The organism is Lachnoclostridium phocaeense (assembly GCF_959599685.1).
Lineage (GTDB): Bacteria > Bacillota > Clostridia > Lachnospirales > Lachnospiraceae > Claveliimonas > Claveliimonas monacensis.
In genome coordinates, this window is the sequence record NZ_CAUGIN010000006.1 from 107,622 (window position 1) to 119,925 (window position 12,304).

General features: G+C 53.1%; 11 protein-coding genes and 1 pseudogene. 3 read left to right on the forward strand and 9 right to left on the reverse strand.

Features of this window, described 5'->3' with window-relative positions; translation table 11 throughout:
- Positions 1-11: 11 nt before the first annotated feature.
- The 4 genes from prmC to rho form a co-directional block, all read right to left on the reverse strand.
- Positions 12-893: a peptide chain release factor N(5)-glutamine methyltransferase gene (gene prmC, locus Q5911_RS04440; protein ID WP_331591721.1), complete on the reverse strand. Its 882-nt coding sequence runs from the start codon at positions 891-893 to the stop codon at positions 12-14.
- Positions 856-1,797 (reverse strand): DUF1385 domain-containing protein, encoded by a 942-nt coding sequence (locus tag Q5911_RS04445; RefSeq protein WP_303181305.1) that lies wholly within the window; start codon positions 1,795-1,797, stop codon positions 856-858. The genes prmC and Q5911_RS04445 overlap by 38 nt, the downstream gene beginning before the upstream one ends.
- Positions 1,798-1,878: 81 nt before the next feature.
- Entirely contained in the window at positions 1,879-2,082 is a 204-nt protein-coding gene (gene rpmE, locus Q5911_RS04450) for a 50S ribosomal protein L31 (protein WP_033124288.1), read from the reverse strand.
- Positions 2,083-2,180: 98 nt separating this feature from the next.
- Positions 2,181-3,629 carry a transcription termination factor Rho gene (rho, locus tag Q5911_RS04455; protein ID WP_303181308.1) on the reverse strand — a complete coding sequence of 483 codons (1,449 nt, stop codon included), beginning with the start codon at positions 3,627-3,629 and terminating at the stop codon, positions 2,181-2,183.
- 270 nt (positions 3,630-3,899) lie between these two features.
- On the opposite strand from rho, the gene Q5911_RS04460 reads away from it, so the two are divergent.
- Genes Q5911_RS04460 through Q5911_RS04470 form a run of 3 tightly spaced genes read left to right on the forward strand, consistent with a single transcriptional unit; the run spans position 3,900 to position 6,491 of the window.
- Complete coding sequence (locus Q5911_RS04460) at positions 3,900-5,048, forward strand: NAD(P)-dependent malic enzyme (protein WP_076778310.1); 1,149 nt, start codon at positions 3,900-3,902, stop codon at positions 5,046-5,048.
- Positions 5,048-5,986 (forward strand): TIGR01212 family radical SAM protein, encoded by a 939-nt coding sequence (locus Q5911_RS04465; protein WP_076778313.1) that lies wholly within the window; start codon positions 5,048-5,050, stop codon positions 5,984-5,986. Before Q5911_RS04460 ends, Q5911_RS04465 begins: the two co-directional genes overlap by 1 nt.
- Positions 5,979-6,491, forward strand: a complete 513-nt coding sequence (locus Q5911_RS04470) for a DUF4364 family protein (protein ID WP_076778315.1) — start codon at positions 5,979-5,981, stop codon at positions 6,489-6,491. The genes Q5911_RS04465 and Q5911_RS04470 overlap by 8 nt, the downstream gene beginning before the upstream one ends.
- A 5-nt stretch (positions 6,492-6,496) precedes the next feature.
- On the opposite strand, the gene Q5911_RS04475 is transcribed toward Q5911_RS04470, so the two are convergent.
- From Q5911_RS04475 to Q5911_RS04495, 5 genes and pseudogenes are all read right to left on the reverse strand, one after another.
- Positions 6,497-8,212 carry an ABC transporter ATP-binding protein gene (locus tag Q5911_RS04475; RefSeq protein ID WP_303181312.1) on the reverse strand — a complete coding sequence of 572 codons (1,716 nt, stop codon included), beginning with the start codon at positions 8,210-8,212 and terminating at the stop codon, positions 6,497-6,499.
- Positions 8,213-8,217: 5 nt separating this feature from the next.
- The gene (gene cysK / locus Q5911_RS04480) at positions 8,218-9,150 is read right to left on the reverse strand and encodes a cysteine synthase A (protein WP_076778318.1); all 933 of its coding nucleotides are present in this window, start codon (positions 9,148-9,150) and stop codon (positions 8,218-8,220) included.
- Positions 9,151-9,201: 51 nt separating this feature from the next.
- Complete coding sequence (locus Q5911_RS04485) at positions 9,202-9,978, reverse strand: SseB family protein (RefSeq protein WP_076778320.1); 777 nt, start codon at positions 9,976-9,978, stop codon at positions 9,202-9,204.
- A gap of 68 nt (positions 9,979-10,046) precedes the next feature.
- Complete coding sequence (locus Q5911_RS04490) at positions 10,047-11,993, reverse strand: DUF5107 domain-containing protein (protein ID WP_303181315.1); 1,947 nt, start codon at positions 11,991-11,993, stop codon at positions 10,047-10,049.
- Between the two features lie 99 nt (positions 11,994-12,092).
- Positions 12,093-12,304: pseudogene (locus tag Q5911_RS04495) on the reverse strand (hypothetical protein); the annotation flags it as partial.

Consider the following 12,304-nt stretch of genomic DNA (forward strand, 5'->3'; position numbering starts at 1 on the left):
TCATTTACACTCTATTTATTGTACATGCCCATGACAACACGGTCAAGTCCGGCAAGATCCTTTTTCCCCTGGACACAGGTAAAGCCGGCCTCCCGAAGGAGCCGGGACACTTCTTCGCGCTGGTCATGTCCGATCTCAAGGATAAGCCAGCCCCCCTGCTTCAGATGGCTTCCTGCACCGGCTGCAATCCTGCGGTAAAAGTGCAGACCGTCCTCGTGGCCGTCCAGGGCGATATCGGGATCGTGGAGCCGCACTTCCGCCTGCAGTTCCTCTATGACGTCCCTCCGGATATAGGGCGGGTTGGACACGATCATATCGCAGGTTCCTTCCACCTTCTCAAAAAGATCGCTTCTGAAAAGCCGGACGTCGGCTCCCAGTTCCCGGCAGTTCACGCCTGCCGTCTCCAGGGCTGCCTCCGATATATCCGCACCTTCAAACCGGCTCTCCCGGGACACTTTTCCCTGCTTTCTTCCTATTAAATATAAACTGGCAGCAATGCAGCCGGACCCGGTGCACAGATCCAGCACCCGCATCCCCGGCTCCAGCTTCTCAAGGGCACACTCCACAAGGGTCTCCGTATCCTGCCGCGGGATCAGCACATGCTCATTGACCCGGAAGGGATATCCCATAAACTCCTGCACGCCTGTAATGTGCTGGAGAGGGATCCGCATGGCCCGCTTTTCCACCGCCTCCCAGAAGGCGCAGACCTTCTCCTGCGGCAGTTCCCGGAAAGGATCCATCAGATAGTCCTGGGCAGTCACGCCGGCTGCGTACTCCAGTAGAAGACTGGCGTCCAGGGGGGCTTCCTCTATCCCGCACCCGGCCAGCTTCTCCGCCGCCTCCCGCATCAGCCCTCTAAGCTGCCTCATCTGCGTCAAAGTTTTCTCTTTCATATTTCCTCCAGTCAAAGACGGCCTCCACCGCCTGGATCGCCACCTCGATCATACTGTCATCCGGCTCTTTTGTAGTCAGCTTCTGTATGGCAAGCCCGGGCCTGCTGAACAGGTTGATCACCGGATTGTCTGAATTTCCCGCAGCTTTCAGTACTTCATAGGAGATACCCGCGATGACCGGCAGAAGGGCGATACGCACCACTACCCGCATAACCGGTGACTCCACCTGGACCAGAAGCAACAGAATGATACTGATCAGCAGAACAAAGAAGAGAAAACTGGTGCCGCACCGCTTGTGCTGCCGCGAACTGCGCCTCACATTTTCCACGGTCAGGGGCAGGCCGTGCTCAATACAGTTGATACACTTATGCTCCGCTCCATGATACATGAATGTCCTCTGTATATCCTCTGTCCTTGAGATCAGAAGAATGTAGATAATAAAGATTCCAATGCGTACAAATCCCTCGATCACCGTCCGTACATGATAGGATGAAACAAAAGGTTTCAGAAACCCGGACAGGAAGTAGGGAAGTATCATAAATATACCTACCGCCAGCACAATGGAAATGGTCATGACACCGCGCATGAGCCATTTTTCCTGGCGCTCCTTCTTCTCTTCCTCCTCCCTTGTACGCTCTTTCTGTTTTTCCTCCTCATCCTCATAAAAGCTGGCGGAGTAAGTCAGTGTCTTCATGCCAAGCACAAGGGAATCGATAAAGTTGAAGATGCCTCTCACAAAAGGGATCCTGGCCAGTGCGCCCACTCTCCCGGCAACCCCGGTATAGCGGTCTTTCGTCACTTCGATCTGTCCGTCCGGCTTTCTCACCGCCACGGAGTACTCTTCCCTGTGTTTCATCATGATCCCTTCCAGGACCGCCTGGCCGCCTATATTCGATGATTTCATAGATGTCCTCCTTGTCACTGCCGTATCCTCTGTTATGAAAAAGGGTTGAGATCGTAAAATCTCAACCCTTTCGCCGTCGTCTTATTTGTCCAGGCCGTATTTCTTGTTGAACTTATCTACACGTCCGCGAGCCTGAGCGGCTTTCTGCTGTCCTGTGTAGAATGGATGGCACTTGGAGCAGATTTCTACGTGGATATCTTCTTTTGTAGAACCAGTCACAAATGTGTTTCCACAGTTGCATGTTACAGTTGCCTGATAGTAAGCTGGATGTATTCCTTCTTTCATTGCCTTTCACCTCTTCTTTATTCTCTCGCGCCAGAGCGCAATAATCTTATTCGTTTTCTAAACAGCTCTGTAATTGTATCATAAAACTTCTGCCTTGTCTAGATTAATTTTGTCTTTTTTACAACCTGTACAAGCTCCCGGTTGGAGCGGGTGCGGGCAAACATATTGAGGATGTTGTCCACTGCCTCCTCGGCTCTCATGCCGTTGAGCGCCCGGCGCATGGAATTGACGGCCTCCTGCTCCTCCCTGGAAAGGAGAAGATCCTCCCTCCTTGTACCAGACTGGGGAATATCGATGGCCGGGAACATTCTTCTCTCGGAGAGCTTTCTGTCAAGCACAAGCTCCATGTTTCCTGTTCCCTTGAACTCCTCGTAGATGACATCGTCCATCTTGCTTCCCGTATCCACCAGGGCGGTGGCCAGGATGGTCAGACTTCCGCCCTCCCGGATATTTCTGGCCGCTCCGAAAAATCTCTTGGGCATGTGGAGAGCCGCCGGGTCAAGGCCGCCGGAGAGCGTGCGGCCAGACGGCGGCACGATGAGATTGTAGGCCCTGGCAAGTCTTGTGATGCTGTCCAGTAGGATCATCACGTCCTTACCGTGCTCCACAAGCCTCTTGGCGCGCTCGATCACCATCTCGGACACCCTCTTGTGGTGATCCGGCAGTTCGTCAAAGGTGGAGTAGATGACCTCCACATTTTTCCCTTCTATTGTCTCCTTGATATCTGTTACCTCTTCCGGGCGCTCGTCAATGAGCAGGATCAGAAGGTGGATCTCCGGATTATTCCTCTTTACTGAGAGGGCCACTTCTTTTAATAATGTGGTCTTACCTGCCTTGGGAGGCGACACGATCATACCTCTCTGCCCTTTTCCGATAGGTGAGAGCAGATCCATGATGCGCATAGCTGTGCTGCTTCTTCCGCTTTCCAGAGACAGTCTCTCGTTGGGGAATACAGGCGTCAGATCCTCAAAATTCGGTCTTCTGGCAGCCACAGCGGGATGGATATCATTGATCTTTGACAGGTACAAAAGAGCGCTGAACTTCTCCTGCTGTGTCTTGATCCTTGTGTTTCCTTCCAGAATATCGCCGGTCTTCAGATTAAACCTGCGGATCTGGGAGGGCGACACGTACACATCGTTGTCTCCCGGCAGATAGTTCTCACACCGGATAAAGCCGTAGCCGTCCGGCATAACCTCCAGGATACCGTGGGCTGTAACGCCGCTGTCCAGCCGGTCTATGTCATGGATCTCCCTGTCTCCTGTGTTGGCGGACAGTTCTTTTACATTGTCCTCTGTCAGTTTCACCTGGCCTGTGTTCACATTGCTGCCCGCATTCTTGCGGTGGCCGTCCTGCCGGTGCTGTTCCGGCCTCTCATGCCGCTCTCCTTTGGGAGCTCCCGCCTGTGTTTTCTGTTTATCTTTTTCGTCTTCCTCAAGCATACGCTCAATAAGCTCCGCCTTTTTCAGGCCTGAGATGCCTTTCAGTCCTCTCGCTTTGGCAAGATCCTTCAACGTGGCAAGGGAAAGAGACTCATACTTTTCTCGCATACAAATTGATCCTTTCTTTTCCTGTTTTCTTATCTTTGTGTCTTCGGGATTGTTAGTCTGACATGACCGAACTGAAATATAGGCTTATTATACAATACCTTTTCTGATTTTTAAACCCCCAATTTATCGAAATGATTTTTATTGCGCCGTAAATAAATGGATGGTATGATTATAAGCGGTATAAAAATGTTTTCGGGCGCAGGGACACTGGCCGGTCCAGCCCCCCTGCATTTCCCAGATGAAAGATAGAAAGAAAAAGGTGGAATTCATATGACATTACAGGAAAAAGCTCTCGAGATGCACAGAGAATGGAACGGAAAGCTGGAGACAACAGCCAAGGCACATGTAAATTCACGGGAGGACCTGTCCATCGCCTACACTCCCGGCGTGGCTGAGCCCTGCAAAGTGATCGCAAAGGATAAGGAGGCAGCCTACACTTACACAATGAAAGCCAACACGGTAGCTGTCGTTTCCGACGGGAGCGCAGTCCTGGGACTTGGCAATATCGGCGCTCTGGCCGCCATGCCCGTCATGGAGGGAAAGGCTGTCCTCTTCAAGGAATTCGGAGGCGTCAACGCAGTGCCTATCTGCCTGGACACCCAGGACACAGAGGAGATCATTCAGACCGTTGTCAATATTGCTCCCGCCTTCGGCGGCATCAATCTGGAGGATATCAGCGCACCCCGCTGCTTTGAGATCGAATCCCGCTTAAAGGAACTTCTGGACATACCGGTATTCCATGATGACCAGCACGGCACAGCCATCGTGGTGCTGGCCGGCATCATCAACGCCATGAAGGTGACCGGAAAGAAAAAAGAGGACGTACAGGTCGTTGTAAACGGGGCCGGAAGCGCCGGTGTGGCCATCACAAAGCTGCTCCTCACCTACGGCTTCCCCCATGTGACCATGTGCGACAAAGAGGGCATCATCGGGGAGCACTCCGAGAACCTCAACTGGATGCAGAAAGAGATGGCAAAAGTCACCAATCTGGAAAAGAAGACCGGCACTCTGGCAGACGCCCTGAAAGGCGCTGATATCTTTGTGGGCGTATCCGCCCCCGGCATCGTGACAAAAGAGATGGTCTCTTCCATGAACAGCGACTCCATCCTCTTTGCCATGGCCAACCCGGTACCGGAGATCATGCCGGATCTGGCTAAGGAGGCAGGCGCAAAGGTTGTGGGAACCGGGCGCTCCGACTTCCCCAACCAGGTAAACAATGTGGTGGCTTTCCCCGGTATATTCCGAGGCGCCCTGGAGGGCCGGGCCACCCAGATCACAGAAGAAATGAAGCTGGCTGCCGCCCACGCCATCGCAGGCCTTGTGCCGGAGGAAGAACTCAGTGAAGACAACATCCTGCCGGAGGCCTTTGATCCCCGGGTAGCAGATGCAGTGAGCCAGGCTGTGAAGGAACTGATCTAGTGGAAAAACCTGTATATTGGAGCGGCAGGCGCTACCACTGCCTGGATCACCATATCAAACAAACTTTTGGGGAAAAGCTTTACAAGATCTCTCTGGACGCAGGCCTGACCTGCCCTAACCGGGACGGCACCCTGGGGAATAGGGGCTGTATCTTCTGCAGCCGGGGAGGCTCCGGCGATTTCGCCTCGGACCGGCGCCTGTCCATCACGGAACAGATTGAAGCCGGAAAGCAGCAGTCCGCCGGGAAATTCCATGGGAACAGCTATATCGCCTACTTTCAGGCCTACACCAACACCTACGGGCCTGTCTCCCGGCTGCGCCAGCTTTTCTTTGAGGCCGCCGCTCACCCGGATATCCGCGCCCTCTCCATCGCCACCAGACCTGACTGCCTGGGGCCGGAAGTGCTGGATCTTCTCCGGGAAGTCAGCCGCATCAAGCCGGTCTGGGTGGAGCTGGGTCTTCAGACCGTCCACGAGAGGACAGCTGCCTTCATCCGCAGAGGATATCCATTTTCTGTGTTTGAGCAGGCCGTCCGGGACCTGCGGGCCATAGGGCTGGATGTGATCGTGCATGTGATCCTCTTCCTCCCCGGGGAAACGCAGAGCGATATGTACCAGACCATATCATGTCTGAACCGGATGGACATCCAGGGCATAAAGCTGCAGCTCCTGCATATTTTAAAAGAGACAGATCTGGCTGACTATTATGAGAGACACCCCTTTTACATACCGCAGATGGAGGATTATTTCCAGGTGCTGGGAAACTGCGTCGGCATGCTGCGCCCGGACATCGTCATCCACAGAATCACAGGCGACGGCCCAAAGGAGCTGCTTATAGCTCCCCTGTGGACAGGGGACAAGCGGTATGTGCTGAATCAGTTCCACGCCTATCTGAAACGCCAGAACATCTGGCAGGGAAGGAGTTATATACATGTCTGAACCATTTACACTTTATAAGCTGATCATACTGTACATGCTGGACAAAGTAGATTTTCCGCTGACCAACGCTCAGATCTCCGGCTTTATCCTGGACAAGGGCTACACCACTTATTTCAAACTCCAGCAGGCTCTTTCCGAGCTGACTGAGTCCGGATTCATCCGGGAGGAGGCAACTCACAGCAGGACATTCTACCATCTGACAGAGGAGGGGGAGGAGACGATCCACTTCTTCCGCAATAAGATTTCCGATGCCATCCAGAAAGATATCGATGAATTTCTGAAGGAAAAAAACTATGAGCTGAAAAATGAAGTGTCCGTGAAGTCCGACTATTTTCCGGGCTCCGGCATGGAATTTACAGTCCGCTGTCAGGTCATTGAAAACAATCAGCCTCTCATTGATCTGACCCTGACCGTCCCCTCAGAGGCAGAGGCGGAGACGATCTCAAACAACTGGAGCAAAAAAAATCAGGAGATCTACGCACTGATCATGCAAAATCTCCTGTAAAACTGTTAATTCAGTTCCTGTGTATGATACAGGCGGGCGTACTGCCCGTCTTTTTTTATGAGTTCCTCATGGGTGCCGCTCTCCTGGATCTGTCCGTCATCGATCAGGATGATCCGGTCCGCATCGCGCACAGTGGCAAGTCTGTGGGCAATGATGAGGGTTGTCCTGCCGGCCCTGAGCTCATCAAAACTTTTCTGTATATAGCTCTCTGTCACCGTATCCAGAGCCGAGGTGGCTTCATCCAGGATCAGGATCCTTGGATCTTTCAGGAAAATGCGGGCAATGGCGATCCGCTGCTTCTGTCCGCCGGAGAGCATGGTGCCCCGCTCCCCGATATAGGTGTCAAATCCCTTGGGCATCTCCATGATATCATCGAAGATCTCCGCCTTCCTGGCAGCCCTGACCACCTCCTCGTAGGAGGCGTCCGGCTTTCCGTAGCGGATGTTCTCATAGACTGTGTCTGCGAACATAAACACATCCTGCTGCACGATACCGATATTGTCCCGCAGGGACCTCTTTCTCACATCCCGTATATCTGTCCCGTCAATCTTGATAGAACCTTCTGTCACATCGTAAAACCGCGGGATCAGCTGACAGAGGGTAGTCTTTCCGCCGCCGGAGTGCCCCACCACAGCCACGGTCTGGCCCGGCTGTATGTGAAGATCCACGTCTGTCAGGACTTCCGCATTTTCATTATAGGAAAAGCTGACATGGTCCATGTCAATCCGCCCTTCACCCACTGACAGGTCCCCGGCTCCCTCTTTTTCCTTCACCGCAGGCTGTATGCCCATCAGTTCCTGGAACCGCCGAAGTCCCGCTGTCCCGTTGGTAAAGATCTCCGCAAAATTGGAGAGCTTACGGACCGGCGTGATAAAAGTGCTGATGTAGAGATTAAAAGTGATCAGATCCACATAGTTCATCCGCCCCTGCATGATCAGCCAACCGCCGAAGGTAATCACTGCCACAGGCATGATGCACATGAAAAATTCCAGGGAGGCGTTGAATCTCCCCATGGCTTTATAGTAGCCGCTCTTGGAAGATTTGAACATGTCGTTGGACTGATCAAACCGGGCCTGGTCCACATCCTCGTTGGCAAAAGCCTTGGAGGTGCGGATGCCGGAGATGCAGGACTCGATGTCCGCATTGATGGAGGCCATCTTCTGCTTCACCTGCAGAGAGGCGTCCGACATGCTCCTCTTGCAGAACATGACTACCACCAGGAAGACAGGGATAATCACTGCCACCACAAGGGCCAGCCTCCACTCAATGGAGAACATGACTCCCAGCGCTCCCAAGATGGTCAGGACAGAGATCAGCAGATCCTCCGGCCCGTGGTGTGCCAGCTCCGTGATCTCAAAGAGATCTCCTGTCAGTCTGTTCATCAGCTTTCCGGTCCGGTTGGCATCATAAAATTCAAAGTCCAGCTCCTGAAGGTGTCGGAACAGATCCCTTCTTATATCCGCTTCCACTCGGACACCGAAGGTATGTCCCCAGTAGGTCATGATGTAGTTGCACACAGAGCGCAGCACGTAGCTTGCCGCCACAATGGCCATGACCGTGAAAAAGGTGCCGTAAAGCTTTTCCGGCAGCATATCGTACATGGCATGTCTGGACACCAGCGGAAAGGCAAGATCCACCGCCGCCACCAGGACCGCACAGCACATATCCAGAAGAAAGATGTCTATGTGGGGCTTAAAATACGAAAACAGTGTCCGAAACATCTCCCCTACTCCTCAAAAAGCGGTGTAGAGAAATATCTCTCTGCTGTGTCCGCCAGGATCGTCACCACTGTCTTCCCTTTCCCAAGCTTTCTTGCCATGCGCTTTGCCACAGCCACGTTGGTTCCACTGGAGATACCGCACATGAGCCCCTCTTTTGCCGCCAGCTCTCTGGCAGTCTCAAGAGCCTCCTCGTCTGTCACGATGGCGATGTGATCATAGATCTCCTGATTCAGAATGGCAGGGATCACTCCGTCGCCGATTCCCATCTGGAGGTGTGTGCCCACCTCGCCTCCTGAGAGGATGGCTGCATGCTCCGGTTCTGCCGCCCAGATCTCTATATCCGGGTTGGCCTCCTTCAGGGCCTCTCCCACACCGGTAATGGTTCCGCCTGTTCCTATGCCGGAACAGAAGCCGTGAATCGGTATCCCGGCCTGCTCCAGGATCTCCCGGCCCGTCTGTTCTTTCTGGGCCCGTGTATTTGCCTCATTTTCAAACTGCTGGGGAACATACACATCCGGATCCTCGGCCGCCATCTTCAGCGCGGTCTCCATGCACTCGTCGATGCATTTCCCGATATTGCCTGCGTCGTGGATCAGCCTCACTTCCGCCCCGTAATGTCTGACCAGCTTCCTTCGCTCCTCACTGACTGAGTCCGGCATGATGATAATGGTCTTATACCCCTTCACTGCGCCGATCAGGGCAAGACCGATGCCCTGGTTTCCGCTTGTGGGCTCCACAATGGTCGTCTTTCCGGGCTGGATCAGCCCCTTTTCCTCCGCTGCCTCTATCATGTTCAGGGCAGTTCTTGTCTTGATGGAGCCGCCTGCGTTCATGGCCTCGAATTTCACGAGGATCTGGGCATCGTCCGGCCCGGTCATATGGTTCAGCCGGATCAGCGGCGTATTCCCGGCAGCCTCAAGTATATTCTCATAGATCATTCCTTTATCTCCTCCGCGTACTGTATTTAATATATATTATGACAGCAGGACTTATTTCGTCTCCTGTTTTTTGGGCCGGGCGATGTTGAAGGGAACATTGACTCCCACAGGGTTCACGATCACTCCTTTGGCCTCCGGGGCCAGGATGTCCGGGATTTTAGCGTACTCGATCACCGCGGTCCTGTATTTGTTCTCTCTGTTAAATTTACGAAACTCATCAGGATCTGTAAAGATAGGCTGGAACACAGACCCGTCTTTCTGCTTCAGGACAGGGAGTCCTTTGTCCGGCTCCACCGCCACAAGGAACTTTCCTCGCTGCAGGTCCACAAGCAGTTCTTCCTGCATCTCTTTCATCTCTTCTGTCATCTGCTGTTTCGGATCTTTGCGCATCTGCTGCATAAAATAGAGAGCTGTAAGATGAAACTGAGGATTTTCCACCCATTTCTTCCCGTCGGGAAGATTGTCCATATCCGGCCGTTTTACCAGTTCACCCAGCTGCAGGTGAATCTCATCCTCCAGCCCCTTGTTCACCGCCAGAGCATTGACCCCCATGGTGAACAGATTGGAATAGAAGGACAGAAGATGCCGGTTCTCCAGCTTTGCTATATTGACCGGGTCTTTCTGCGCAAGGAGAAGTTTTCCTCCTTTCTGCGCCTCTTTCTCCGTCTTATAGAGGAGCACCTCATCGTCAAAAGTCTCCGGGTCACAGAAAACAAAAGGCATCTTCGTGTGCAGGGAGATGATGACAAAAAGCTCCTTGGCGTTCCGAAGATGCGCCAGCACTTCCTGTCTCTGCGGGTTGTTCTTTGTATTGTTTTCTTCTTTCATAGGAATGTTCCTTTCTGCTGTTTCAGTACATAATCCGCTATTTATCATACATCATTTAGAGAGGAAATTCAACTTGCAGAGAAGTTGTACTGGTGGGGCAGCTTCTTCTCCCCATCTGCCTCATTGCGGTGAAGGGACTGCCACAACTCACCGATAGAGTCCTCCCCCTCCCGGATGTCCTCCAGCAGAAGACCGCCCTTTTCCTCAAGGAGCCGCAAAGCCTCCCGGTCTTGGCCCAGTCTGTGGAGCGCAGAAATATAATAGAATTTCAGTCTGCTTTCCTCCTTAAGCTGCTCCTCCATCTTCTCATAAAATCTACATATCTTTTCGGATGCCTCCATCATGTACAGCATTTTGAAGCCTTCCTTCATATAGGAAAGCCGGTCCGCCCATTCCGCCAGGCCGAAAGCAAGCTCCATGCCCCGTAAGATCTTTTCTTCTGCCTCCTTCTGACGATCCTCACGCAGGCTAAGGCAGGCCAGAGCATGGTAAGCCCAGGGGTTTTCTGCAAGTTCCAGCGATGTCTCCAGCATCTTTCTGGCTTTCCCTGCCTGCTCATCCTGCGTCAGCCAGACTCCGGCCTGATAGAAGGCATACCAGTTCTCCTTGTTGGAGTCCGCAAGTGTATCTTCCAGAAATCCTATGTTGTCCCCGTCGATCAGGAACTCGTCCGGCCGCTGCATCACATCCGGCACAGGGAGCACGCCCGTTTCAAAAAACTTCTGCCACGTTTCCAGCGGTCCGCCCGGTATCTGAAAGGCAAGATGCTCTGTCCATTTCCCCTGTCTTCTCAGAGCGCCGTAGCCGCTTCCCCCGGAAATGAGCCGTGCAGAGCTCTTCGCCATAGCTTTTGTGTCTGCCAGGATCTGCTCCATACGCGCCGGCTCACCGGCCTCCTGTACAGCTGCTGTCAAGAGGGCGCTCCTTGACGCATGGGGAAGTGCTCTCTCCTCTTCCGTGAGATGGAGCGGCCCGTACTGCTCCAGCCACTCCCAGGCTGTGTGGGGCGCCATGGGGAGACATCCGTACTGGGTCTTTCCAAGCCCCGCCTGGATCTCAATGTACCGCCCCGCCTTGTCCGTCAGGAATTCCTGCCATCTGTCTGACCCGTCCTGGTTTCCCCAGGAAAAGAGTTTCCGGCTGCGCAGTCTTTTGCTGGACATCTGAAGGAGGCCAGACCCCTCCCTGTCCACGTTGGCCACATACTTGGGCGCTTCCTCCGGGATATCAAAAAAATAATCCACAGACCGGGGAATGTTCTGATACTCTGTCACATCCACCCCGTCCACAACCGGGATATCCACCTTGTACACAGCGCCATCTGCGTAGGTAAAAGCCTTGTCCGCCGGAACGATGACGCGCCCGCCTTCATACTCCGGCACGGCCATATTGCTCCACCAGTACATGGGGACGACCTGACTGCTCTCATTGACGATCCGCATCCGACAGTTCAGGAACCTGTCCTTCTCTCCCAGCCAGAAATCCATCTGATACGGCACTTTTCTTATCCGCTCATACTCATACATCCTCAGTACAGGCTCCCCGCTCTCAAGGGCCGTCTGTGCCACATACAGAGGCTCCGTGGTCAGAGGGGTATGTCCGATGACGCCGATGTTCCACTCCACGCCTCCGCTGAACCAGGCGTTCCGCACCGCCAGGTTGCTGAACTGAAGGACATCATTTGTATAGAGAAGATTGCGGTTCCTCTCCTTGTCCCAAAGTTCCCACAGGCGTCCCCCGTACTCCGGGAGGAAGACAGCCCGCAGGCAGTCATTTTCCAGCACTGCCACTGCCACGTCCCTCTCCTCCAGCTTTCTTGTATAACAGTTGTACTGTCTGTATGGATAGGCATTTTTTCTCCTGCCATATCCCTCGTAGAGTTCATCCTCCTCATCCAGGCGGAAGACAAGCTCATTCTGCAGGATCTTCTCCCCCAGAAGATCAGGAAGGCAGGACTCTTTTCCGAGCCCTGCCACCCTCATTTTCTTTGTCTCAAATAGCAGTTCCGGTCTCATAAACACAGTCTCCTTTTTCTGACGTAAATACATATACAGATTTATAGTACTCTATCTGCCGGACATGCGCAATCTGAATTTCTGTCATGTTATTGTGATTTATTGCTCTTGTATCTGTCTGGGATCCTCCTCTTTCTTCAGCAGGATCTTCATAAATTCATCTCCTGTGATGGTTTCTCGCTCATAGAGGTACTGGGCCAGCTCGTCCAGTTTCCGTTTATTGTCCCGGATATTTGCTTGTGTGTGATAAAGAAGCAATAGAAGTGTAAAAAATTTTGCCGTTCCTATCCGGCACTTGGCCATTGTGTCGG